This window comes from Exiguobacterium sp. H66 (genome assembly GCF_018618705.1).
In the GTDB taxonomy this organism is placed as follows: domain Bacteria; phylum Bacillota; class Bacilli; order Exiguobacteriales; family Exiguobacteriaceae; genus Exiguobacterium_A; species Exiguobacterium_A oxidotolerans.
Genome location: NZ_JACSMQ010000004.1, coordinates 14,388 through 38,603 on the forward strand (window position 1 = coordinate 14,388; position 24,216 = coordinate 38,603).

Sequence of the window (24,216 nt, forward strand, 5' to 3'; positions counted from 1 at the left end):
CAGGTTGTTGATTCATAAAAGGAGGAACCGAAATTATGGCTTATCAAGCAGGTGAATTCGACGTCATCGTCGTCGGAGCCGGACATGCTGGAATCGAAGCGTCACTCGCATCAGCGCGAATGGGTTCGAAAACGGTGATGTTAACGATGAATCCCGACATGGTCGGATTCATGTACTGTAACCCGTCGATTGGTGGTCCCGCAAAAGGGATTGTCGTCCGGGAAATTGATGCATTAGGTGGCGAGATGGCACGAGCGATCGACGCGACTTACATCCAAATGAAAATGCTCAATACATCAAAAGGTCCGGCCGTCCGTGCACTCCGGGCACAGGCAGATAAATTTGAGTATCAAAATCGAATGAAAAAAGCCCTTGAGGATGAACCGAACCTCTTGTTACGTCAAGCACTCGTCGAACGTCTATTGATTGAAGATGGACGCTGTGTCGGTGTCGTGACGAATACGGGAGCAGAGTACCGGGCGAATGCTGTCGTCATTACGACAGGAACGTTCATGCGCGGGAAAATCATCATCGGCGAACTCTCATACGAGAGTGGTCCGAACAATCAGATGCCGTCCGTCAACCTATCGAAGCATCTCGAGGAACTCGGGTTCGAGCTCGCGCGCTTCAAAACAGGAACACCACCCCGAATCGATGGAAAAACAATTGATTATTCAAAAACCGAAATCCAACCAGGGGATGCGGTTGCTTTACCGTTCAGCCATGAAACGACTCAGATGATCACGGAGCAGATTCCATGTTGGTTAACGTATACGACAGAGTACACACACCAATTGATTGACGCGAACTTACACCGTTCACCGATGTTCTCAGGCATGATTAAAGGAACAGGCCCACGCTACTGTCCTTCAATCGAGGACAAAGTCGTCCGGTTCAATGATAAACCGCGTCACCAAATCTTCCTCGAGCCGGAAGGTCGCGATACGGAAGAAGTCTATGTCCAAGGGTTATCAACAAGCTTACCGGAAGATGTCCAACATGATATCTTACGTTCGATTCCCGGTCTTGAAAAATCAGAAATGATGCGTCCCGGCTATGCAATCGAATACGATGCAGTCATTCCGACACAACTGTGGCCGACACTTGAAACGAAACGGGTCGAAGGGTTATTCACAGCAGGACAAATTAACGGTACGAGCGGCTACGAAGAAGCTGCCGGACAAGGCATCATGGCTGGAATCAATGCGTCGCTTAAAGTTCAAGGCAAAGAGCCATTGATTTTGTCGCGTTCGCAAGGGTATATCGGTGTCATGATTGATGATCTCGTCACAAAAGGGACGAACGAACCGTATCGCCTCTTGACGTCACGTGCTGAATACCGTCTCTTACTCCGTCATGACAATGCCGATCTTCGCTTATCTGAAATCGGACATGAACTCGGTCTGATCAATGACACGCGTCATGCGAAACTCGAACTGAAAAAAGACGAAATCAGTCGCGAAATGAAACGTCTTGAAAAAGTCGTCATCAAAGCGACACCAGACGTCAACGAAAAACTGACGGCAATCGGCGTCTCGCCACTAAAAGAAGCGCTTCATGCCATCACGTTGTTGAAACGTCCAGAAATCACGTATGCGATGATTGCAGACATGACAGAGCCACCCGTTGCGTTGTCAGCGGAAGCGGCAGAACAAGTCGAAATCCAAGTTAAGTATGCGGGCTACATCGACAAACAACTCGATCAAGTCGAACGTATGATGCGGATGGAACAAAAACGGATTCCGAATCGACTCGATTACGATGTCATCAATGGTCTCGCGATTGAAGCAAAACAGAAATTAAACCAAGTGCGTCCGCTCTCGATTGGACAAGCATCACGGATTTCTGGGGTTAACCCGTCAGATATCTCGATTTTGCTAATTTATATCGAGCAAGGCCAATACGCATTGACTGCGGAGTGATAACATGAACGAACAGCAATTCGTAACGGCTTTAGCCGAGCAAGGTCTCGACGTCTCAGAACAACAATTACACCAGTTCAAACGCTACTATGAACTGCTCGTCGAATGGAATGAAAAAATGAACCTGACGGCGATCACGGATAAAGAAGATGTTTATTTGAAACACTTTTATGATTCGATCACAGCGGCTTTCTACTTTGATTTCACAGAAGTCGAAACCGTTTGTGATGTCGGAGCCGGTGCCGGTTTCCCGAGCCTCCCGATTAAAATCATGTTCCCGCACTTAAAAGTCACGATCATCGATTCACTGAATAAACGAATCGGCTTCTTGAACATGCTCGCGACAGAACTTGAACTTGAAGGTGTCGCGTTCCATCATGGTCGGGCCGAAGAGTTCGGTAAAAACAAACAGTTCCGGGAACACTTTGATGTCGTGACGGCACGCGCTGTCGCCCGCATGTCAGTCCTTGCAGAATACTGTTTGCCACTCGCGAAAGTCGGCGGACAGTTTGTTGCCTTGAAGGCAGCGAAGTTAGGGCAAGAGTTAGAAGAAGGCGCAACGGCACTCAAAGTACTTGGTGGTAATTTACGGGAAAGTTTCCAGTTCCAATTGCCAGGTGAGGAAAGTGAGCGTAATATCGTTATTGTAGATAAAAAACGATTAACACCCGGGAAATATCCGCGTAAGGCGGGAACACCGGCTAAAGATCCACTGAGTTAAACACCGTTTCACGTGAAACGATGACTGATAAAGGTGAGGTGCGCGAACGTGAAAAATGCAATTGCTAAACTGCTTGGTAAAGGGGGACAGCCTGTCCCGCTTGAGCTTGATCCCCGAGACACGCTTCAGGAGCTAAAGCTGACAGAGCTTGTTGCCAATCAATTCCAACCCCGAACGATTTTTGATGGGGAGCGGATTGAAGAATTGGCGATGACGATTGAAGAACATGGGTTACTACAGCCAATCGTAGTACGAAAACAGGGGCTAGGTTATGAAATCATCGCAGGTGAGCGTCGTTTTCGAGCGGTTCAATCACTTGGGTGGGAAACGATTCCCGCAATTATCAAGGAAATGACCGATGAAACGACAGCTGCACTCGCATTGATTGAGAATCTACAACGGGAAGAACTGACTCCAATCGAAGAAGCAGAAGCATATGAACGATTGCTTGCGATGCAACACATTACGCAAGAAGTTTTAGCACGTAAACTAGGACGCAGTCAGTCGACGATTGCGAACAAGTTACGTCTGTTGCGTTTGCCAGCTGAAATTCGCGAGGCATTGAAGCAACGGACAATCACGGAACGTCACGCGCGCGCCTTGTTGCCTTTAAAGGATGCAGATCTTCAAATCTCAGTCTTAGCGGAAATCATGGAACGCGAATGGAATGTCAAAGAAACGGAACAGCGTGTCGAGCGTCTACTGACACCGAAAAAGCCGAAAAAGCGACATAAAAGTTTTGCACGGGATACACGGATCGCGTTGAATACACTACGTGATTCAGTCGACATGATTGAGCGGACAGGATTGACCGTCGAAAAAGAAGAAGTAGATTGTGAAGAATATGTCGAGGTGCGAATTCGCATCGTGAAGGCACGTCCGTAAACTGCGGTCGTGCCTTCCGCTACGTTTAGGAGAGATTCATGTGAATGAGATACCCCTGCGGGCGATTCGACCGAATCCAGGTCAGCCGCGCAAACAGTTTAATGAAAAAGCATTACAAGAATTAGCACATTCTTTACGGCAGCACGGGATGATTCAACCGATCGTCGTTCGACCACGTGATGGATTTTACGAAATCGTCGCCGGGGAACGCCGGTATCAGGCAGCAAAACAAGTCGGATTCGTTCATGTACCCGTCTTAATCATCAAGGCCAATGATACGCGGATGATGGAGCTTGCCTTGATTGAAAACATTCAGCGCGCTGATTTAAGTGCGATTGAAGAAGCGATGGCGTATGCCGAGATGTTGGAAGAGTTTGAGGTGACGCAAGCAGAACTTGCGAGCCGTGTCGGAAAAAGCCGTTCGCACATCACGAACAGTCTACGCTTGTTGCAGTTACCGCCACTCGTCCAACAAGCAGTCATGGAAGAACGTTTATCGATGGGGCATGCACGTGCCTTGCTCGCTTTAAAAAACCCGCAAAAAATCGAGCGGATGGCGGAACGCGTCATCACGGAGAATTGGAATGTCCGTCGTCTTGAGCAAGAGCTCCGCGAACGTAAGCAAAAGCGGCATGTTTCTGAACAGACGACTGAACTTCATTTTATTGAAGACGCGTTACGGGAGCGGATCGGGGCCAGTGTTCGAATCAAGACGACGAAGCAGGCAGGGAAACTAGAAATCGATTTTATGGACGAAGAGGATTTAAATCGGATACTTGAGATTTTGTTGCCGGAAGAAGAATGACAAAAAAAATAAGGACAAGCGAGTCGTAAGGATTCGCTTGTCCTTATTTTAATTGTAGTGTGTGCTGTTTAAATCGAACGGGGCGTAAAGGAAATCGTCGTTCGTTTTGTTTCCACTGCCAGTTTCGCATCGAGTAAGGCGAAGCTGTCGGCAACAAGTTCAGCTAATTCATAGACGAGATGGAGTCGGGTATTTTGCAAAATCATCATTTCCATGAATCCACTGACGTTGACGACGGCTTTGATGTTGAAGTCACCAACAGCAGGCAATTCTTTTTGGACACCGGCTCCGGGTGCGAGAGGACCTTCCGAGAAAAAGACATGACCGACGCTCGATAAGCGTCCGAGACAAGCATCGATGGCGATGACGAGTGGCTTGTAATGGGTCGTTTGAATCGAGTGAAGTGTTTCAGCTAAATTTAAGGCATGAACCGGTTTGGCTAATGTGCCATACACATGCATATGAGCGGGACGGGATTTTTCGAGGAATGTACCGACGAGTGGACCGAGGGAATCCCCCGTCGAACGATCGGAACCGATACAAACGAGAACGACAGGACGTGTTTCTTTCGTCGCAGCGACTTGCTCGTGTAATTGTTCAGCTAATCGTTCTTTCGCAAACGGCTCTGTATGCTCTAAAAAGAAAGAATAGGGCTTTGGCTCATGTGAATGAAAGCGGAAGTTCATCTCTAGATCATCCTTTCTTCTCTAGGTGTCTACGTCATGGTGTATTGGCGAGAGTGAAGGTGTTCTGTAATGATTTTCCTTTCCCGGTTTTTCAAGAAAACTAACGTCGAAATCGGTTCTTTAAGTTGAAACTGATTTAAAATCACGTATACTGTCGTAATAGAGAGAAATGAAAGGATGAAGAGAATGGCTACCAATCAAGATGTGAAAGAATCAGTCGCCCAGGTCGATAAGTTAATTGCGCAAGTAACGGACACAGAAATGTGGATTCGGTTTGGACTCAAGGTGACAATTGCGTTAATCATCATTGCCGGATTTTATATCCTGACACGGATCATGACGGGAGCAGTCGCCCGTTTGTTTACGATTCGAAAAATCAACGAGCATGATTATTTAGCGCAACGACAAAACGAGACGTTACTCAAATTGTTACAAAATGCGATTCGCTACGTCCTCGGAATTGTCATGTTACTGACCGTGCTCAGTCAATTCGGGATCAACATCACAGGGCTCGTCGCCAGTGCAGGGATTGCCGGTCTCGCCATTTCGTTTGGTGCGAAAAACCTGGTTCAAGATATCATCACAGGTGCCTTCATCATCTTCGAACGGCAGTTCAAAGTCGGTGATTATGTCCGCGTCGGCGTGATTGAAGGGATTGTCATCGAGCTTGGTATTCGGACGACGAAGCTGAAAGGTCTGACGGGCGAGATTCATATCGTTCCGAACGGGCAAATCCTGCAAGTGACGAACTTCTCGGTCGATAACAGTTTTGCCTTAGTCGATGTCCAAGTTCCGTATGAAGAGGATCTCGATCGGGTCGAGACGATCCTGAACGACATCTCGGAAGCGACGACGAAGAAATATGCCGATATGTTCATTGAACCGATTCAAATACTCGGTGTCCAAATGCTTGATTCTTCTGGCGTTGCGTACCGCATGATGGCAGAAGTACCACCGATGCAACATTTTCAAGCGGGCCGTTTGATGCGTAAAGAATTCAAACAAGGTCTCGAAGCGGAAGGAATCCAGATTCCGTACCCGCATATGGTCATGATGAACACTACAGATCAAGGGAATGGTGAACAAATCAATGATGCCAAAAACGTACAATCTCCATGATTATGTCGAAATGAAGAAACAACATCCATGCGGAACGAACCGGTGGCAAATCATTCGTGTCGGCATGGACATCCGCATCAAATGTCAAGGTTGTGGGGCAAGCATCTTAATGCCACGGCGCGATTTTGATAAGCGGTTAAAAAAAGTCTTACCAGAATGAGTTTTATCAAATACGACCGAAGCGCTTAATAGGTGCTTCGGTCTTTTTTAATTACAAAGCAGAACGCTAATGGTGGAAAAAAGGTTAAGGAGAAGTCTAAGTTTTGATTAAGCGGCTAGGTGAATTAGCAAACTCTTTAAAAAAGAATTCCCATCTCCTTGCTTAAAAAAATTGAACTATCTATAATTGTGAAAGATGTGCTGACGTGGTGTAATCAATCTACCCACTGCGGCCGCTAGCACGGATTTCCTAGGAAATACCGAAAAGGAGGAATTCCAAGTGGGATTAACAGCAGGAATCGTTGGCTTACCAAACGTAGGAAAATCAACACTTTTTAACGCAATTACTCAAGCAGGTGTCGAGGCGGCGAACTATCCGTTCGCAACAATCGATCCGAACGTAGGTGTCGTCGAAGTACCCGATGCACGTCTTCGTAAATTGACAGAACTCGTCAACCCGAAGAAGACCATCCCGACAGCATTCGAATTCACGGATATCGCCGGAATCGTTAAAGGCGCGTCAAAGGGTGAAGGATTAGGAAATAAATTCTTAGCAAACATTCGTGAAGTCGATGCGATTTGTCAGGTCGTCCGTTGTTTCGTCGACGAAAACATCACACACGTCTCAGGTAAAGTATCACCGATCGATGATATCGAAACAATCAACCTCGAGTTGATTTTGGCCGATCTCGAATTGGTTGAAAAACGGATCCAACGTGTCCAAAAACAAGTTAAGTCACGTGATAAAAACGCAGCAGGCGAACTCGAAGCACTTGAGATCGTCCTCGCATTGCTCGAAGACGAAAAACCAGCACGTCTTGCGGAATTAAACGAAGATCAAGCGGCAATCGTGAAACACTTCCAATTGTTGACGATGAAACCGATGCTTTATGTCGCAAACGTCGGTGAAGATGAAGTCGCGGATGCAGACAGTAACGAAAACGTTCGTCTCGTGCGTGAGTTTGCAGCAAAAGAAGGCGCGGAAGTTATCATCATCTGTGCCCGGATCGAAGAAGAAATCGCTGAACTCGAACCGGAAGAACGTCAAGAGTTCCTCGTTGACCTCGGAATCGAAGAGTCAGGTCTCGATCAATTGATCCATGCAGCCTATAACACGCTCGGTCTCGCGACATACTTCACAGCGGGCGAAAAAGAAGTTCGTGCCTGGACGTTCAAAAAAGGGATGAAAGCACCACAATGTGCCGGTGTCATCCACTCTGACTTCGAACGTGGATTCATCCGTGCTGAAGTTGTCGCATACGATGACTTAGCAGCAGCTGGAAACATGGCGACAGTCAAAGAACAAGGACGTTACCGTTCTGAAGGTAAAGAATATGTCTTCCAAGATGGCGATGTTGTCACATTCCGCTTCAACGTTTAAGCGGAGCGAACGAATCGTTATTGCATAAACCAAAATACTTTGATAGTATTAACAAATGTGAGTAATGAATTATTGCTCCTTGCTCGATGAATCGAGCCGCCAGTCCAAGAGGAGGTGACAGATATGCGTAAATACGAAGTACTTTACATCATCCGTCCGGAAGTTGATGAGGAAGCACGAAAAGCTCTAGTTGAGCGTTTCAACAAAGTCCTCACTGACAACGGTGGTACAGTTGAAAAAACAACTGAAATGGGTAAACGTCGTTTCGCTTACGAAATCAATGATATGCGTGAAGGATTCTATGTTCTTCTTAACGTGACTGCTGAACCAGCAGCTACTAAAGAACTTGACCGTCTCATGAAGATCAGTGACGATATCGTTCGCTTAATGATCACAAAAGACGAGAAATAAGCTGAAACAGGAGAGTGATTCTGATGATTAACCGCGTCGTTTTAGTCGGTCGGTTAACTCGTGACCCTGAAATGCGTTATACGCAGAGCGGGATTGCGGTAACGCGATTCACACTCGCATGTGACCGTCCATTTACGGGACAAGATGGGAAGCGAGAAGCTGATTTCATCGATTGCGTCGTATGGCGCAAGCAAGCAGAGAACGTTGCTCAGTATTTGAAAAAAGGTAGCCTCGCAGGTGTCGAGGGTCGCCTACAGATTAGCAGTTATGACGATAAAGAGGGTCAACGTCGATATCGTGCTGAAGTCGTCGCGGATAGTGTTCGATTCCTAGAATCACGCAATGCAAGCCGTTCTTCAGATAGTGACAGCTATTCTTCAAATTCAAATACAGGTGGAAACGGGAATGCTGCAGGATGGGGTTCACAGCAACAGCAGAACAACTCTTCCTCGCCAGCACCCGCTTCATCTTCATCGAACTCGGGCTTCGGCGCTGATCCGTTCAGCGGTGGAAGTTCGATCGATCTTTCAGACGACGATCTCCCATTCTAATCGGGAACGTTGGACTGAAAAATTTACTCTAAAAAGGAGGTTAATCACATGGCACGTCGTCCAGGTGGAAAACGTCGTCGTAAAGTATGTTACTTCACGTCGAACCACATCACTCATATCGATTATAAAGACGTAGAACTTCTCAAACGTTTCATTTCGGAACGCGGTAAGATTCTTCCACGTCGTGTGACTGGTACTTCAGCGAAATACCAACGTCCACTTACAATCGCAATCAAACGTTCACGTCAAATGGCTTTAATCCCATACGTAGCTGACTGATTACGGTGAAGCGCTTTTCCTTTTCGAAGGAAGGGCGCTTTTTTTCGCTTCGCTTTCAACCGGTCCTATTTTTCGGTTATAATAAACAAGTTAACGAATTTTTAATTAGAAGTATTTAAGGAGGACGCGATGGAGTCAGGTCAACAAGTATCATCAGAACGGGAACGGCGGGTTGTTCGCTTCGTTCCGTATCTATTAATCGTCGGTCTACTTCTCGTCGTCGCAATTAGTAATCCAATCATCGCAGCAATTGGTGCGTTCGTGACGACTGTTCTTTTTGTCCTTCATCTATTAGAAGAGCAGCGGGCACGAAAGTCCTGGGAAGCATATGTCGAAAGAATATCGATTCAAGTCGAGGATACAGGGCAAGATGCTTTGACGAATATGCCGATTGGAATCTTACTATATGATGAGGAAACGCACGTCACATGGTTCAATGATCCGATGCGTGAAATCTTCGACGACTTGGCGATGGGGCATCTGTTACTCGATCTCGATCCCTTGTTCGTTGAAATGATGGCGACGGATGAAGATCAAGCGACACTTGAGATTGGTGAGTCCGTCTATCGTGTCTTCTCGAATCGTGAAAATCGGACGTTCTATCTATTTGATATGACAGAAGAGGCGCAAGTTGAACAACAACTTGTCGACAATCAAACCGTCATCGGCGTCATTTATCTCGATAACTATGATGAGATGACGCAAGGGATTGAAGATCAATTAAGAAGTGAATTAAATAGTCGGGTCACCCAGTTATTGAATCATTGGGCGGCGGATCACGGCACCTATATAAAACGTACCGCCTCAGACCGGTACTTTGTCGTGACGACAGAAGAGAATCTACGGATTCTTGAGCGGACGAAGTTTTCCATCTTAGACATTGTCCGAGACGAGACGAGTCAACGTGGGGTGCAATTAACGCTGTCGATCGGAATTGGCTGTGGCAGTGACGCGATACCTGTTCTCGGTCAGATGGCGCAGTCGAGTCTTGACTTAGCACTCGGACGCGGAGGTGACCAGGTCGTCATCAAACGTGACGGAAAAGTCCGCTTTTATGGTGGGAAAACGAATCCGACAGAAAAACGGACGCGTGTCCGGGCACGGGTCATCGCCAATTCGTTGCGTGACTTGATGCAGGAATCGAGTCGAATCCTCGTCATGGGTCATCGAAATCCTGACATGGATTCACTTGGAGCATCGATTGGTATTCTCAAGCTTGCCGAGATGAACGATAAGGAAGCGCATATCGTATTACCGGATGCAGAAATCGGTCAAGGGATTCGACGGATGATGTCGGAAATCAGTGAAGACGAGAAACTGGAGTCGCGTTTCATCAATTCGTTCCAAGCTGAGCAACTCGTCGACGATCAAGCGTTATTGATTATCGTCGACACGCATAAACCGTCGCTTGTCGTCGTTCCGGCATTACTGGATCAGTTCGAACGAATGGTCGTCATCGATCATCATCGTCGCGGAGAAGATTTCATCGAGGAGCCGGTGCTCGTCTATCTTGAACCATATGCATCTTCGACGTCAGAACTCGTCACAGAGTTGATTGAATACCAACCGACGAACGAAAAGCTGTCAATGCTTGAAGCGACGGCGTTACTTGCAGGAATCATCGTCGACACGAAAGGCTTTACGATCCGGACAGGCTCGCGGACGTTTGATGCGGCCTCCTACTTGCGTTCGCAAGGCGCAGACACGGTCCTCGTCCAAGAGTTCCTTAGTCAAAACCTCGAGACGTATGTCGAGCAATCGCATATTCTCGAGCGGACGGAAATCTATAAGGCCGGTATGGCGATCGCGACAGCGGAGCCGGGGGTCATCCATGATCAAGTCTTGATCGCCCAAACAGCGGATCAACTGTTATCCTTACAAGGAATCCGTGCCGCCTTCGTCATCGCTGAGCTCCAAGATGGCCGGACGGCAATCAGTGCCCGGTCGCTCGGTGAGGTCAATGTCCAGTTAATCATGGAGACGTTAGGTGGCGGTGGTCACTTAACGAATGCGGCGACGCAGATGGCGGAATCGATCATCACGGTCGCGGATGAATTAAGACAAGCAATCGATCGTTATCTAGAAGATGAAACAAAAGGAGAGGAAATCGAATGAAAGTTATTTTATTGCAAGACGTTAAAGGACAAGGTAAAGCAGGAGACGTGAAAGAAGTCGCAGATGCATACGCGAACAATGTGTTATTCAAAAAGAAATTAGCGCGTCCCGCGACAACAGGGAACTTAAAACAACATGAAGCACATGAACGTAAAGCAGCAGAGCAAGCGAAACAAGCATTGCTCGACGCGGAAGCGTTAAAAGAGAAGATTGAAAAAGAAACGATTGTCGTTTCGACGAAAGCGGGCGAAGGCGGCCGTGTCTTCGGTTCAGTCACGAGTAAACAAATTGCAGAAGCATTGAAGAGCATGGGTTACAAAATCGACAAACGTAAAATCGAGCTCGAGCACCCGATCAAAGCCCTCGGATTCACGAAAGTGCCGTTAAAACTGCACAATGAAGTCACAGCGACGCTAAACGTTCAGGTCAAAGAAGCGTGATTAGAAAAGGGGATCGGTGATGAGTGATGTAATGCAAAATACGCCACCCCAAAGTATCGAGGCGGAACAAGCCGTCCTTGGGGCGATCATGATTGATGCTGATCGATTGATCAGTGCGTCCGAACGATTATTGCCACACGATTTTTATCGGGCGGCACACCAACGGATTTTTGAAGCGATGCTCGTGTTGTCGGACCGTGGCGAAGCAATCGATCTTGTCACAGTCACGGCAGAACTGAGCACGCTCGGTGTCTTAGAAGAAATCGGCGGGCTTGCCTATCTCGGTGAGCTTGCGGAAGGTGTCCCGACAGCAGCGAATATCAATTATTACGTCAATGTCGTCGACCAAAAATCAACGCTCCGCCGTTTAATCCGGACAGCGAATGAAATCGTCACAGACGGGTACGAACGACAAAATGAAGTCGACGTCCTGCTGAATGAGGCAGAACGGAAGATTCTTGAAGTATCGCAAGGCAAGGGGAGCGCAAGCTTTATCCCGATTTCTGACGTCTTGACGAGCGCGTATGCGACGATTGATAAATTGCATAAGCAAAGCGGTGAAACGACCGGGATTCCGACCGGCTTCCGCGACCTCGATCAAGTGACGGCCGGGTTCCAGCGTAACGATTTAATCATCGTCGCCGCCCGTCCGTCTGTCGGGAAGACGGCATTCGCCTTGAACATCTCGCAAAACGTCGCCACCCGTGCCGACGAGAATGTTGCCATCTTTAGTCTTGAGATGGGTGCGGAACAACTCGTCATGCGGATGCTCTGTGCAGAAGGCAACGTCGATGCGCAACGTCTCCGGACGGGGCAACTCGAAGATGAAGATTGGGGTAAACTGTCGCTCGCGATGAGTAGTTTGTCGCAAGCAGGGATTTACATCGATGATACGCCAGGGATTCGTGTCAATGATATCCGGGCGAAGTGTCGTCGCTTAAAGCAAGAGCACGGTCTCGGCATGATCATGATTGATTACTTGCAGTTGATTCAAGGGAACGGTCGCTCAAGCGACAACCGTCAGCAGGAAGTCTCGGAGATTTCCCGTTCCTTAAAGTCGCTCGCACGTGAACTCGAAGTGCCCGTCATCGCCTTATCGCAGCTCTCGCGTGGTGTGGAGAGTCGTCAAGATAAACGACCGATGATGTCGGATATCCGGGAATCAGGGGCGATTGAGCAAGATGCGGATATCGTCGCCTTCTTATACCGGGACGATTACTACAACAAAGAAACGGAAGATGCGAATACGATCGAAATCATCATCGCGAAACAGCGGAATGGTCCGACCGGTACGGTTAAACTCGCTTTCCGGAAAGAATTTAATAAATTCGTCGATCTTGAGCCGAGTAATTCGTATGCTCCACCGGCGTAACAAGCAACACCTCGATCTAACCAGGTCGGGGTGTTTTTGTTTGTAGAAAATCATGACTAGGGTGTTAGTTTAGTTCACGTGCGGACAAGATAAATTCAATGTTGTGAACGGGGCTTTTTGCTTTTTGCTTTCTGCTTTCTGACAACCGTGTCTTTCTTCTCGTGCTTTCCTCGGGCGAGGCGCAAGCCGTTACCCCTTCGTTCTGACGAACACGAAGCAGGGTCTTGCCTGCCTCTGACAGCACAAGACGTCTTGTGCTTTTTCCCGTAGGAGTCACGAAAAGCGAAGCATGTGGGTAGCGTGTTTTATGAACGAGGTGAGCTGACAACCGTGTCTTTCTTCTCGTGCTTTCCTCGGGCGAGGCGCAAGCCGTTGCCCCTTTGTTCTGACGAACACGGAGCAGGGTCTTGCCTGCCTCTGACAGCACAAGACGTCTTGTGCTTTTTCCCGTAGGAGTCACGAGAAGTAAAACGGTTGTCCTGTGTAGCGGGTCGTATGGATTATTGAGGATCGATTTGTTGAGTCGCGCGTTCCGAATTGAATCGCTTTTGAGCGAACAGCAATCAGGCGCGACCCTGCAGCGAAGCGAAGCGGCGCAAGGGATTGCCGCTCAGAAGTCGATTCGCAGAGGAAAAGCGCGGCGGGCGTATGTAGAAGATTTAAATAGTAGTGTATCTGTAGCCTAGCCCCCGATTTTGATAAACAAGACGAGAGTAAAGCACATAAAGGAAGCATAACGATTTGGACAAACGAAGTCATCGGGAAGAATCATTATGTTTCGATATCTTGAAAGTAAAGGAAAAAAGGAACCAGAAAGGAGTAATTAAACGAACGAAACAGAAATACATTAATTAATTGTTCGGTATTTGATTGACTTCTGTTTTTTTCCGCGTTACACTTAGTCGTGGTTTTGAATCGTACGTGGAGGTGGATGAGAATATGTCATCAGTAGTAGTAGTCGGAACACAGTGGGGCGACGAAGGGAAAGGTAAAATTACCGATTTCCTTTCGAAAAAAGCCGATGTCGTCGCTCGTTATCAAGGTGGGGACAATGCAGGACATACAATCGTATTCAATAATGAGACGTATAAGTTACACTTGATTCCTTCAGGGATCTTTTACTCAGACAAGAAATGTGTCATCGGAAATGGCCTAGTCGTCAATCCGAAATCGCTCGTCAAGGAATTAAAGTATCTGCACGATCGTGGTGTTTCTACGGATAACTTATTAATTTCAAATCGTGCTCATGTTATCTTGCCATACCATCAATTGCAAGATCAGCTCGAAGAAGAAGCAAAAGGCGACGCGAAAGTCGGAACGACGCTGAAAGGAATCGGACCGTGCTACATGGATAAAGCAGCACGGATCGGGATTCGGATGGCAGACTTACTCGATAAAGAAACGTTCGCTGAAAAACTTCAAATCGTGCTTGAACAGAAGAACCGGATGTTTACGAAAATGTACGACGCAGAGCCGATTGCCTTTGATGATATCTTTGAAGAATACTACGCGTATGGTCAAGAATTCGCGAAGTATGTCTGCGATACATCAGTCGTCGTCAACGATAGCCTCGATAAAGGGGAAAAAGTGTTGTTCGAAGGAGCGCAAGGTGTCTTGCTCGATCTCGACCACGGAACGTATCCGTTCGTCACATCATCAAATGCTTCAGCGGGTGGCGTCGCGTCAGGTGTCGGTGTCGGTCCTGCCCGGATCGACCACGTCGTCGGTGTCTGTAAGGCCTATACGTCACGTGTTGGTGATGGTCCGTTCCCAACGGAATTGTTCGATGAAATCGGTCATCACATCCGTGAAGTCGGTCGCGAATATGGTACGACGACAGGTCGTCCGCGTCGCGTCGGTTGGTTCGACTCGGTTGTCGTTCGTCACTCACGTCGGACGAGTGGTTTGACAGACCTGTCCTTGAACTCGATCGATGTCTTGACGGGAATTGAAACGTTGAAGATTTGTACATCGTACGAATTCAACGGAAAACAAATCGATGAGTACCCAGCAAGCTTCCGTGATCTTGAAGCGTGTGTCCCGGTCTACGAAGAGTTACCGGGTTGGAAAGAAGATATTACAGGGATTCGTAAGTTTGAAGACCTTCCAATCAATGCGCAAAACTACGTAAAACGAATCGCAGATTTGACGAACATTTCACTCGTCACGTTTTCGGTCGGACCAGGTCGCGAGCAGACAGTCGTCCTTCGTGATCTTTACGAAGAAGCATAAGTCGAATACAAACAGGCGTGGCATCAATCGGTGCCGCACCTGTTTTTTTATATCTTTTGATAAGCGAAATAATTCACAAACAAAAGGATAAGAGCGTATACTAAAAGTAATGTTTCACGTGGAACGTTCCACATGAAATCGGTTGAATGGTAGAGGTGTGGCGTCGGTAGTTTCCGTCGCCACCTTTCTATATGCCGAAAAAACAGGTAAAATAGATTGAATAGAAATTTTTTAAGGGGGAACACCCATTGACGGAACGTAGAATACTCGTCGTCGACGACGAACAACCGATTGCGGATATATTAAAATTTAAACTTGAAAAAGAAGGTTACAGCGTCGCTGTTGCCAATGATGGCGTTGAAGCACTTGAGAAGGTCGAGGAATTCAAACCAGACTTGATCTTGCTCGACATCATGCTGCCTTTAATGGATGGGATGGAAGTCTGTCGTGAAGTCCGAAAAACACTTGAGACACCCATCATCATGTTGACGGCAAAAGACTCAGAAATCGATAAAGTACTCGGACTGGAACTCGGTGCGGACGATTACGTAACGAAACCGTTTAGTTCACGCGAGCTACTCGCACGTGTCAAAGCGAACATGCGAAAACGAGGACGTGATGAAAAACCAGTCAGTGATGACCCTGATGATATTACGATTGGTGAGTTGACGATTCATTTGAATTCGCATACGGTCACGAAGCGTGAAGAAAAAATCGAACTCACACAACGTGAATTCGAACTGTTGCATTATTTAGCGAAGAACATCGGACAAGTCATGACGCGCGAACATCTTCTTCAGACAGTCTGGGGCTATGATTACTTCGGCGACGTTCGGACGGTCGATGTGACGGTACGCCGTCTACGTGAGAAAGTCGAAGACAACCCGAGTACACCCATTTATATCATGACACGTCGTGGTGTCGGTTATTATCTCCAAGATGGGGAGAATGAATAACTATGTTAAAAGGAACGAACTTCTTTAAATCCATCCAGTGGAAACTTGTCGTCATTTACGCGTTACTGATTTTAGTCGCGATGCAAGTCATTGGAGTCTATTTCGTTCGTTCCCTTGAAAAGCAGTACATTACAAACTTCTCAAAATCTGTCGAGGACCGAGCCGGACTTGTAGCTTACAATGTCGGGAAGGAATTTGATAAGGCAGGCGATGATGAAGCCTCTAAACGGCAGTTGTCTGAGTCTCTTGGGCAGCTGCTGTCTGAGTTTAGTAGTGGCTCCACTTCAAGGAACGACATTCTCGAAGTCCAAATCATCGATCAGGATTCTGTCATTCAAGCGACGTCGGATGAGGACAACCAGTCGGCGGTTGGGCAACGGGCGACAAACTCGTTAATCAAAAAAGCACAGGCGACGAGTTCGACCCGAATCGATACCGTCCTTGATCCGAATGAAGATAAAATCCGAATCTTCGCCGTACCTGTCACGTCAGAAGGTGATGGTTCGACGATCGGGATGATTTATGTCCGGGCATCGATGGAGTCGATCTATTCACAGATGCAACAGGTCACCCGCATTCTAGCGACGGGAACAGTGATTGCACTTGTCATCACGTCGATTCTCGGGGTGCTGTTATCTCGAACGATCACGCGACCGATTTCCGACATGCGTCGGCAAGCGATTGAGATGCGCCGGGGGAACTTCTCCCGGAAAGTAAAAGTCTATTCCGATGACGAAATCGGACAGCTAGCCCGGTCGTTCAACGAATTGACCGACGAGTTGCTCGAAGCAAACGCGACGACGGAAGCGGAACGACGGAAGTTGACGAGCGTCCTCGAAAACATGACGGACGGTGTGATCGCAACGGACCGGACGCTCCGTGTCATCTTGATGAACGATCAGGCGAAAGACATCGTCGGCGTTGAAGAGGCAGGCATGGTCGGAACGAATCTGAAGGATTTGCTCGCACTCGGGGATGACTTTATGATTCCGGAAGACGGAACAATGCCACCACGCTTGCTTGATTTCAGTAGTGAGGATGAACTGTTCCTCGTCCGGGCGTTCTTCTCGCCCGTCAAGAAACACAGTGGACCGATTACCGGAATGATCATCGTCTTGCATGACGTCACGGAACAAGAGCAAGTCGAACAGGACCGCCGCGAGTTCGTCGCGAACGTCAGTCACGAACTCCGGACTCCATTGACGACGATGCGGAGTTATCTCGAAGCACTCGCAGAAGGGGCCTATCAAGACGAAGAACTGGCACCACGCTTCCTTGAGACGACACAAAATGAGACGGAGCGGATGATTCGTCTCGTCACAGACCTCCTGCAACTGTCGAAAATGGATAGTAAGGAATACAAGATGAATAAAGTGCGCTTCGACTATATCCAGTTCATTAATGAAATTCTCGATCGTCATGACATGACAAAACCGGAGCGGATTCGCTTCCGCCGGAAAATCATGAAACGGAAAGTTTATATTCGTGGGGACCAGGATAAGTTGATTCAAGTTGCCGATAACATTTTGACGAATGCGATCAAGTATTCACCGGAAGGCGGAACGATTACCGTCCGGACGATGTTACGGGCGAAACGGATCGTCATCAGCATCAAGGATGAGGGAGTCGGGATTCCGAAAGCGAACCTGCAAAAAATCTTCGAACGTTTCTATCGTGTCGATAAGGCACGGGCACGGAAGATTGGTGGGACAGGTCTCGGTCTCTCGATCGCGAAAGATGTCGTTTCGGCACATGGCGGCGACATTTGGGCAGAAAGTGAATGGGGACGTGGTACGACGATTTACTTTACCCTTCCTTATGAAGTGATTGAAGAGGTGGATGCCGGATGATGAAGCAACGACTGAAAACGACCCTGCTGATTCTACTTGTATGTGGTTCTATTTTTCAGACGGCAATGCTTTGGACATATCATCCAAGTAGTGAATCGATCGAGCAGGAACAAGTATCGTTTAATGAGATTGATGCTTCAAAGACGGTTGAGAGTAATCAGCTCGTTAATCCCGAACTCGTCGTCTATTCGAATGGCGTGGAAGCCTATCAGACACAAATCATCGGGCGGACGATTTTGAACCGGATTGGTGCTTCGTTTGATATCGGTGTCCTCGTCTTGACAGATAAAGCGTCAAACATCCCGCTCAGCAAACGGAGTGTCGAGATGATTTTCCCGACACCGGTCACGGCAGCGATGCTTGAAGAACTACTCGGTGAAAAAGAGATTGCGATGGCTGAACCGATTAAACGGCTCTATCTGCTCGATTATGACGGACCGATTCTTCGGCTCGAGTCAGCGACTGGTCGCTTTAAAGACTTTCAATTGGTCGGCGACGAGACAGTCTTAAAACGCCTCTTTGCCTACGATAAGAAAAAACCGATGACGAAGGTCGAGCTCAAAGGCGGTGACTACACGTACGTCGCAACAGCGACCCCTCGTCTTGAAGAAGTGTTTGTCTATGACGAAGTCGGACAGGACCCGAAACCACTCGACCGGATCCGCAGTGCGTTCTTCACAGCGAATACGAATGTGCAGCAAATCAAGGGACGAGACGGACTCGACGTGTTGACGGATGGGGTCAGCGTCTCGACGTATGACCGGGATTACAATGCCTATCGTTTCAACACGCTGTCACCGAATACACAAAGTACGGCAGTCGATTACAGTACGCTCGTCAGCTACATCAATATTCATGGGGGCTGGCTCGACCAAGTCACGCAACGCAGTGGCTTCCGTTATTACTTCGATCAAATGAGTAGTCAAGAAGAGCAACAAACGGCAATCTTCCGTCTCTATTTGAATCGTTATCCGGTCTTCGGCGAAATTGGCCCGTTGCTCGAACAACCAGAATTTGATTTAGCGACGATTAAGATGACGTTCGAAGAAAATCAAATCCGGTCGATCAGCCGGAGCATGTTACGGGCAGACCGGAAACTTTTGTTAAAGGAAACGACGTTACCGACGATTGAACAGACGGTGAAAGAGCTGGAGCAAGCAGACCTTATGCAGGACATCACCGGAATTCGAGTCGGCTACAGCATGACGTACAAAATCGCGACGAGTCGCTACGCCCTGTTTGAACCGGCATGGTTCGTCAAACGGGACGGAGAATGGAGCACAGTCGATCAAGCAATTGGAAATGAGGGGTAATGTTGAATGGATTGGAGTAAAGCAAAGACGTTGTTGATTCTGACTTTCCTCATCCTGAACGTCTACCTGGTCGTTCAATTGATGGATCGGATGATTGAACCACGGATCGTCGCGACGACGGCGTCCGGAAAGACGATTTTGAAAGATCGGAAGATTGACGAAAAACAACTGCAGACCGCGTCTCGCGACATCGGTTATTTGACGGCAGAAGTCGATTCGAGCTCACTGGCACCAAAAGAGAGCTCACCGATTAAAGATGCAATCACATCAGTCAAAAATCAGGTCGAATGGTCTGTTCGGTTGTCGAAGCCGTCACCGCTCGACGCAAAAGCGATGCGCGACTCGGCGACTTCATTCGTCCAGTCGTCCGTTAATCACGGTTCAGACTACACGTTTTGGAAGTTTGATAATAAACAAAATGAAATGACGTTCGTGCAGACGTATAAAGGACAACCGCTGTATTCGACACCGGAGCAATCACGGGACGATGAGGCGATGATTGGTCCGTCCCTGCTCGTCCTGCAGCTGAACGATGACAAGGAAATCGTCAGCTATAAGCAACGTCACTTGAACGAAGTCGTCCGCCAAGCACAGGACGTGACGTTGTTGTCAGCGAGCGAAGCCGTCATCCAATTGTCGGAGCAAGGTCTTTTCCCGGCCTCGAAAAAAATGACAGGCCATAAGCTTGGCTATTTCTGTCTTGTGACGGAAGGGACAAAATCGGTCCAGATTTTACCGCCGACGTGGCAGATTGAACTCGACGGGGAAGAACTTTATTTCGTCAACGCGATTGACGGGGGTGTTCAGACGATCGAACGCCTCGATACAGTTTCAGAGAAATGAGGAATACACGATGAGCCTACACTATAGCGTTCTTGCGAGCGGCTCGACGGGAAATGCCCTCTACATCGAAAGTGAACAAAGCCGGCTGCTCGTCGATGCCGGATTGACAGGAAAAGCGATGCTTGCATTGTTCGACCAGATTCACCGGTCACCGGAAGGCATCGATGGGCTGTTCGTCACCCATGAACACTCGGATCATATTAAAGGGGTCGGCATCTTAGCCCGCAAGTACAACATCCCGCTCTATGCGAACCAAAAGACATGGGACGCGATGGAAGCAAAAATCGGCAAGATTGATCCCGCCTTGAAGTTCCTCTGGGAAGTCGGCGAAGTGAAACAGTTCGGTGATATCGAAGTCGAATCGTTTAACGTCAGCCATGACGCAGCCGATCCGATGTTCTTCCAGTTCGCCCATGAAGGGAAACGACTCGCCCACATTACGGATACGGGCTATGTCTCGGACCGGATGAAAGGGACGATCCGTGGTGCCGATGCCTACATCTTCGAAGCGAATCATGATATCGGGATGCTCCAGATGGGGCACTACCCGTGGAGCGTTAAACGCCGAATCCTTGGCGACTACGGTCACGTCTCGAACGAAGACGCGGCGGTCGCGATGAGCGAAGTACTCGACGAGCGGACGAAACGGATCCATATGGCCCATTTGAGCAAGGACAACAACATGAAGGAACTGGCCCGGATGAGTGTCTCCCAGACACTGGCGAGCCGGGACGTCGACCTCAGCAAGATTCAATTGCTTGATACCGATCCCGTCATTCCGACACCACTCCTGAAGCTCTGATTATGGGAAATTACTGAATATGCTCAAAAGACCCCCACATTTGGCTAACTTGCCAGGTGATGGGGGTATACTTGTGTAAAGAGAGTTTAAGAAGGAGGCATGTGCCGATGGATCGACCTGAAGAACCACGGAATGAATCGGAACAGATCAATCAATCGACCGATGAGGAGAGCGGATTTCCACCGCGCCGACCGACTGAAGAAGAACCGGTCAGTCCTTATCGTGAACCATATGAAGAAACAGACGAACCTCCACGTAAGCGTGGTGGCGGTGGTAAAGCATTTTTTGTCGGCTTAATCGGCGGCGTCATCGGCGCCTTACTGATTGCCTTGATCGCCTGGCCCTTTGCCCGTGATCAAATGACAAGTCCGACACCAGCCGCGACGGTGACGACGGAACAGGCAGCGACGACAGCGACGGAAGCCGAGAATGATATCGTCGGTGCCGTCAGTAAAACGAAAGAAGCCGTCGTCAGTGTGACGAACTTACAAAGTTCATTCCGCGGTGCGGATCAAGAGACAGGAGCTGGTTCCGGCGTCATCTATAAAAAAGATGGCAATAAAGCCTATGTCGTGACGAACTATCACGTCGTTGAAGGGGCAAGCAGCTTGTCGGTCACGTTATCAGACGGAACGGCGCTCGAAGCGAAAGTCCTCGGCGAAGATCCGACGTATGATTTAGCCGTCTTATCCATCGATGCAGCAAAAGTGACACAGGTCGCGAAAATCGGTGACTCCGATACGTTACGTGCCGGTGAAACGGTCCTCGCGATCGGCAACCCGCTCGGAATCTTCGCAAACTCGGTCACACGTGGTGTCATCAGTGCCCAGGAACGGACGGTGCCGGTCGATACGAACAAGGACGGCCAGCAGGACTTCAACACGGAAGTGATTCAGACGGATGCGGCGATCAACCCCGGGAACTCGGGCGGCGCATTGATCAATACGTCCGGTCAATTGATCGGAATCAACTCGATGAAGATTGCGGAAGCAAGCGTCGAAGGTGTCGGTTTTGCGATTCCGATCAACGAAGCGTTACCAATCATGCGTGACCTCGAACAGAACGGTGAGGTCATTCGCCCGCAACTCGGGATTCAGATTCGGGACGTCCAGGAGTTCCCGAGCGGCTACCGTGAGGACCGCCTGAAACTGCCGAGTGACGTGACGAAAGGAATCGTCGTCGTCGGTCTGACAAACAACAGTGGAGCAGAAAAAGCAGGGATGAAAGCAAATGACGTCATCGTCGAAATCGACGGGACAAAGATTAATTCATTCGCAGATCTCAAGAGTGTCCTGTACCGTGATGCGAAAGTCGGACAGACCGTCAAAGTGACGTTCTACCGGAATGGGGATAAACAGTCCCTTGATGTGAAGTTGTCGGCACAAGCGGCGACGGTGCAATAACAGATTCAGATTAACTACTCGTACATGTACGGGTAGTTTTTTTGTTTGGGCATATGAAAGAAAGAGAAAGAGTCATCGTGATGTGCTGTCACGCGCTTTCCTCAGGCGAGGAACGAGCCGTTGGCTTCTTGCCTGACGGCAGATGCCAGGGTCTCGTTTTCCTCTGACAGCACGGACGATCCGTGCTTTTTCCTGTAGGAGTCGCGTGCAGCCGACACGATGAGCAGCAGCTTAATCATGAAACGAAAAGCAGCGAGAATACCAAGCATGTGGATAACTTTTAAGCGGTTGAAGAAGCCGATTTTTGTTATACTGGTAGCGGATAACTGTGGATAACTAAAAAGGAGGAGAAGACCTGTGGATAAATATGTCTGTTTGGAACACGTCGAGTTAGCACTGGACGAAGTCGTCGATGAAACGGAAGAATACCCGATTTTGGAAGAAGTTAATTCAGAAAAAACCGTCACATGCGAGTACTGTGATCAGCCCGCAACATATCTTGTGTCAAGCAAAAAATAATTATCAACATGTGGACATGTGGATAACTCTGTGGATAACTCCTGAATTTTCTGTCAGAAAGCGAGAAAAATGATGCAAATTACCATTATCACGGTCGGAAAGCTGAAAGAGAAGTACTTGAAGCAAGGGATTGCCGAATATACGAAACGGCTTGGCGCCTATTGTTCGATTCAAGAAATCGAGGTGCCGGACGAAAAAGCACCGGAACAATTGAGTGACGCCGAGATGCAACAAGTGAAGAAAAAAGAGGGCGAACGGATTTTAGCGAAGATTGGACCGGACGTTCATGTCTACGCACTTGCTATCGAAGGAAAGCAACGGACGAGTGAACAGTTTGCGACAGAACTCGATCGACTGGCGACGTACGGCAAAAGTAAAATCGCGTTTGTCATCGGCGGATCGCTTGGTCTTGCACCGGAAGTCATGCAACGGGCGAACGATACGATTTCCTTCTCGAAGATGACGTTTCCGCATCAATTGATGAAGATGATTCTCTGTGAGCAGATTTACCGGGCGTATCGGATTAATCGGAATGAACCGTATCATAAGTGAATAGAGTTGATAAGAAAGACCATTTCAAACGTTAAGAAGCGTTTCAGATGGTCTTTCTTATGTATGTAGTATGTAGTATGTAGTATGTAGTCATTATTGAAACAAAGAAGGAAAATTTAAAAGAGTACGTTTTAGAAACGGCAGTGAATGAGCGGAAAGATACATCAGTATGATACCTCTGAATAAAAAAATGAGCAGCGACTGTTACATAGTAGTTAGCAAGTAATCTTTTTTTATAAGCATTATGTTCGTAAGGTTTGAGGTATTACGAATAAATCACTATTGACAGTAAATAATAAAAAACCATTGTAAAATTAAGGAATGAAACCGATACTTATTATGAAATTCTATCTTTTATTAGTATAGAAATTAATTTAAGGACCGGGGGAAATAACATGTTACCTATTTCTATTTCAGAGTTAGATCGTATTAAAGCAGAGTGTAACGCAATGGTGAATAAACGAGCATCGGCTTCAGCCGCAGCAGCGGTCGTGCCGATTCCCGGGGCAGATGTCGGAGCGGATGTTGTCATCATGATGGAACTTCTTCCTGCAATTAACCGTAAGTTTGGATTATCCCCGGAACAGATTGATCAGCTCGATTCTGAGATAAAAGGAAGACTTGCGATTATCATTTCTTCCGTCGGCAGTGAACTAGTCGGTAAGTACATTACAAAAACAGTAGTGGCACAGTTACTGAAAAAAATGGGAGCTAAAATGGCAATCAAACAGGTCACGAAGTACGTTCCCTTTGTGGGCCAGGCCGTCTCGGCCGGAATCAGCTTCGGTGCGATGAAATACTTAGGAAATGCACACATCGAAGAGTGTTATGCGGTATGTAAACGAGCAATGGAGTCTAATCAGTATCAAGAAGTGTAAAACTCAAGGGGGGGTATGATGT

At 47.9% G+C, this 24,216-nt stretch carries 24 protein-coding genes; 23 read left to right on the top strand and 1 reads right to left on the bottom strand.

What is annotated here, in order from left to right; genetic code table 11:
- Positions 1-35 precede the first annotated feature (35 nt).
- The 4 genes from mnmG to KNP88_RS08035 are packed head-to-tail and all read left to right on the top strand — an operon-like array spanning position 36 to position 4,333.
- Positions 36-1,922 carry a tRNA uridine-5-carboxymethylaminomethyl(34) synthesis enzyme MnmG gene (gene mnmG / locus KNP88_RS08020; RefSeq protein ID WP_214893162.1) on the top strand — a complete coding sequence of 629 codons (1,887 nt, stop codon included), beginning with the start codon at positions 36-38 and terminating at the stop codon, positions 1,920-1,922.
- Positions 1,923-1,926: 4 nt separating this feature from the next.
- A complete protein-coding gene (rsmG, locus tag KNP88_RS08025; protein WP_088838303.1) occupies positions 1,927-2,643 on the top strand; it encodes a 16S rRNA (guanine(527)-N(7))-methyltransferase RsmG in 717 nt (238 codons plus the stop codon).
- A gap of 48 nt (positions 2,644-2,691) precedes the next feature.
- Positions 2,692-3,528, top strand: a complete 837-nt coding sequence (noc, locus tag KNP88_RS08030; protein ID WP_088838302.1) for a nucleoid occlusion protein — start codon at positions 2,692-2,694, stop codon at positions 3,526-3,528.
- Between the two features lie 40 nt (positions 3,529-3,568).
- Positions 3,569-4,333: a ParB/RepB/Spo0J family partition protein gene (locus tag KNP88_RS08035; RefSeq protein ID WP_214893163.1), complete on the top strand. Its 765-nt coding sequence runs from the start codon at positions 3,569-3,571 to the stop codon at positions 4,331-4,333.
- Positions 4,334-4,401: 68 nt separating this feature from the next.
- Here the strand turns inward: KNP88_RS08035 and yyaC are convergent, their stop codons facing one another.
- Positions 4,402-5,019, bottom strand: a complete 618-nt coding sequence (gene yyaC, locus KNP88_RS08040) for a spore protease YyaC (protein ID WP_214893164.1) — start codon at positions 5,017-5,019, stop codon at positions 4,402-4,404.
- A gap of 186 nt (positions 5,020-5,205) precedes the next feature.
- On the opposite strand from yyaC, the gene KNP88_RS08045 reads away from it, so the two are divergent.
- From KNP88_RS08045 to KNP88_RS08135, 19 genes are all read left to right on the top strand, one after another.
- Positions 5,206-6,138 (top strand): mechanosensitive ion channel family protein, encoded by a 933-nt coding sequence (locus KNP88_RS08045; RefSeq protein ID WP_214893165.1) that lies wholly within the window; start codon positions 5,206-5,208, stop codon positions 6,136-6,138.
- On the top strand, positions 6,110-6,298 hold the full coding sequence (locus KNP88_RS08050) for a DUF951 domain-containing protein (protein WP_012371900.1): 189 nt from the start codon (positions 6,110-6,112) through the stop codon (positions 6,296-6,298). Before KNP88_RS08045 ends, KNP88_RS08050 begins: the two co-directional genes overlap by 29 nt.
- Before the next feature lie 279 nt (positions 6,299-6,577).
- Complete coding sequence (gene ychF, locus KNP88_RS08055; RefSeq protein WP_029332162.1) at positions 6,578-7,678, top strand: redox-regulated ATPase YchF; 1,101 nt, start codon at positions 6,578-6,580, stop codon at positions 7,676-7,678.
- Positions 7,679-7,801: 123 nt separating this feature from the next.
- Positions 7,802-8,089 (top strand): 30S ribosomal protein S6, encoded by a 288-nt coding sequence (rpsF, locus tag KNP88_RS08060; protein ID WP_012371898.1) that lies wholly within the window; start codon positions 7,802-7,804, stop codon positions 8,087-8,089.
- Positions 8,090-8,112: 23 nt separating this feature from the next.
- A complete protein-coding gene (locus KNP88_RS08065; protein ID WP_029332161.1) occupies positions 8,113-8,640 on the top strand; it encodes a single-stranded DNA-binding protein in 528 nt (175 codons plus the stop codon).
- 48 nt (positions 8,641-8,688) lie between these two features.
- Entirely contained in the window at positions 8,689-8,919 is a 231-nt protein-coding gene (gene rpsR, locus KNP88_RS08070; RefSeq protein WP_012371896.1) for a 30S ribosomal protein S18, read from the top strand.
- Positions 8,920-9,048: 129 nt separating this feature from the next.
- Entirely contained in the window at positions 9,049-11,034 is a 1,986-nt protein-coding gene (locus KNP88_RS08075; RefSeq protein WP_088838298.1) for a DHH family phosphoesterase, read from the top strand.
- Entirely contained in the window at positions 11,031-11,474 is a 444-nt protein-coding gene (gene rplI / locus KNP88_RS08080; protein WP_029332159.1) for a 50S ribosomal protein L9, read from the top strand. The genes KNP88_RS08075 and rplI overlap by 4 nt, the downstream gene beginning before the upstream one ends.
- 19 nt (positions 11,475-11,493) lie before the next feature.
- The gene (gene dnaB, locus KNP88_RS08085) at positions 11,494-12,846 is read left to right on the top strand and encodes a replicative DNA helicase (RefSeq protein ID WP_029332158.1); all 1,353 of its coding nucleotides are present in this window, start codon (positions 11,494-11,496) and stop codon (positions 12,844-12,846) included.
- A gap of 939 nt (positions 12,847-13,785) precedes the next feature.
- Positions 13,786-15,078 (top strand): adenylosuccinate synthase, encoded by a 1,293-nt coding sequence (locus tag KNP88_RS08090; RefSeq protein ID WP_029332157.1) that lies wholly within the window; start codon positions 13,786-13,788, stop codon positions 15,076-15,078.
- Positions 15,079-15,326: 248 nt separating this feature from the next.
- Complete coding sequence (gene yycF, locus KNP88_RS08095) at positions 15,327-16,034, top strand: response regulator YycF (protein WP_088838297.1); 708 nt, start codon at positions 15,327-15,329, stop codon at positions 16,032-16,034.
- A 2-nt stretch (positions 16,035-16,036) separates the two neighbouring features.
- Positions 16,037-17,884: a cell wall metabolism sensor histidine kinase WalK gene (gene walK / locus KNP88_RS08100; RefSeq protein ID WP_029332155.1), complete on the top strand. Its 1,848-nt coding sequence runs from the start codon at positions 16,037-16,039 to the stop codon at positions 17,882-17,884.
- Entirely contained in the window at positions 17,881-19,197 is a 1,317-nt protein-coding gene (locus KNP88_RS08105; protein ID WP_088838296.1) for a YycH family regulatory protein, read from the top strand. Before walK ends, KNP88_RS08105 begins: the two co-directional genes overlap by 4 nt.
- A gap of 6 nt (positions 19,198-19,203) precedes the next feature.
- Entirely contained in the window at positions 19,204-20,040 is an 837-nt protein-coding gene (locus KNP88_RS08110; protein WP_088838295.1) for a two-component system regulatory protein YycI, read from the top strand.
- A gap of 10 nt (positions 20,041-20,050) precedes the next feature.
- Entirely contained in the window at positions 20,051-20,842 is a 792-nt protein-coding gene (locus tag KNP88_RS08115; RefSeq protein ID WP_214893166.1) for an MBL fold metallo-hydrolase, read from the top strand.
- Positions 20,843-20,949: 107 nt separating this feature from the next.
- Positions 20,950-22,245 carry a S1C family serine protease gene (locus tag KNP88_RS08120; protein ID WP_088838294.1) on the top strand — a complete coding sequence of 432 codons (1,296 nt, stop codon included), beginning with the start codon at positions 20,950-20,952 and terminating at the stop codon, positions 22,243-22,245.
- Between the two features lie 357 nt (positions 22,246-22,602).
- Entirely contained in the window at positions 22,603-22,764 is a 162-nt protein-coding gene (locus tag KNP88_RS08125; protein ID WP_084157652.1) for a CxxH/CxxC protein, read from the top strand.
- Positions 22,765-22,836: 72 nt separating this feature from the next.
- A complete protein-coding gene (rlmH, locus tag KNP88_RS08130; RefSeq protein WP_012371884.1) occupies positions 22,837-23,316 on the top strand; it encodes a 23S rRNA (pseudouridine(1915)-N(3))-methyltransferase RlmH in 480 nt (159 codons plus the stop codon).
- Positions 23,317-23,711: 395 nt separating this feature from the next.
- Positions 23,712-24,194, top strand: coding sequence for a hypothetical protein (locus tag KNP88_RS08135; protein WP_214893167.1), 483 nt, complete (start codon positions 23,712-23,714; stop codon positions 24,192-24,194).
- Positions 24,195-24,216 lie beyond the last annotated feature (22 nt).

Excerpts from the sequence above, each read along its gene's own strand:
- rsmG (WP_088838303.1), top strand. The coding sequence starts at position 1,927 with ATGAACGAACAGCAATTCGTAACGGCTTTAGCCGAGCAAGGTCTCGAC.
- KNP88_RS08120 (WP_088838294.1), top strand. The coding sequence starts at position 20,950 with ATGGATCGACCTGAAGAACCACGGAATGAATCGGAACAGATCAATCAA.
- KNP88_RS08065 (WP_029332161.1), top strand. The coding sequence starts at position 8,113 with ATGATTAACCGCGTCGTTTTAGTCGGTCGGTTAACTCGTGACCCTGAA.
- KNP88_RS08105 (WP_088838296.1), top strand. The coding sequence starts at position 17,881 with ATGATGAAGCAACGACTGAAAACGACCCTGCTGATTCTACTTGTATGT.
- rplI (WP_029332159.1), top strand. The coding sequence starts at position 11,031 with ATGAAAGTTATTTTATTGCAAGACGTTAAAGGACAAGGTAAAGCAGGA.
- KNP88_RS08045 (WP_214893165.1), top strand. The coding sequence starts at position 5,206 with ATGGCTACCAATCAAGATGTGAAAGAATCAGTCGCCCAGGTCGATAAG.
- mnmG (WP_214893162.1), top strand. The coding sequence starts at position 36 with ATGGCTTATCAAGCAGGTGAATTCGACGTCATCGTCGTCGGAGCCGGA.
- dnaB (WP_029332158.1), top strand. The coding sequence starts at position 11,494 with ATGAGTGATGTAATGCAAAATACGCCACCCCAAAGTATCGAGGCGGAA.
- rlmH (WP_012371884.1), top strand. The coding sequence starts at position 22,837 with ATGCAAATTACCATTATCACGGTCGGAAAGCTGAAAGAGAAGTACTTG.
- rpsF (WP_012371898.1), top strand. The coding sequence starts at position 7,802 with ATGCGTAAATACGAAGTACTTTACATCATCCGTCCGGAAGTTGATGAG.
- KNP88_RS08075 (WP_088838298.1), top strand. The coding sequence starts at position 9,049 with ATGGAGTCAGGTCAACAAGTATCATCAGAACGGGAACGGCGGGTTGTT.
- KNP88_RS08090 (WP_029332157.1), top strand. The coding sequence starts at position 13,786 with ATGTCATCAGTAGTAGTAGTCGGAACACAGTGGGGCGACGAAGGGAAA.
- yyaC (WP_214893164.1), bottom strand. The coding sequence starts at position 5,019 with ATGAACTTCCGCTTTCATTCACATGAGCCAAAGCCCTATTCTTTCTTT.
- walK (WP_029332155.1), top strand. The coding sequence starts at position 16,037 with ATGTTAAAAGGAACGAACTTCTTTAAATCCATCCAGTGGAAACTTGTC.
- KNP88_RS08135 (WP_214893167.1), top strand. The coding sequence starts at position 23,712 with ATGTTACCTATTTCTATTTCAGAGTTAGATCGTATTAAAGCAGAGTGT.
- KNP88_RS08115 (WP_214893166.1), top strand. The coding sequence starts at position 20,051 with ATGAGCCTACACTATAGCGTTCTTGCGAGCGGCTCGACGGGAAATGCC.
- KNP88_RS08050 (WP_012371900.1), top strand. The coding sequence starts at position 6,110 with ATGATGCCAAAAACGTACAATCTCCATGATTATGTCGAAATGAAGAAA.
- rpsR (WP_012371896.1), top strand. The coding sequence starts at position 8,689 with ATGGCACGTCGTCCAGGTGGAAAACGTCGTCGTAAAGTATGTTACTTC.
- KNP88_RS08110 (WP_088838295.1), top strand. The coding sequence starts at position 19,204 with ATGGATTGGAGTAAAGCAAAGACGTTGTTGATTCTGACTTTCCTCATC.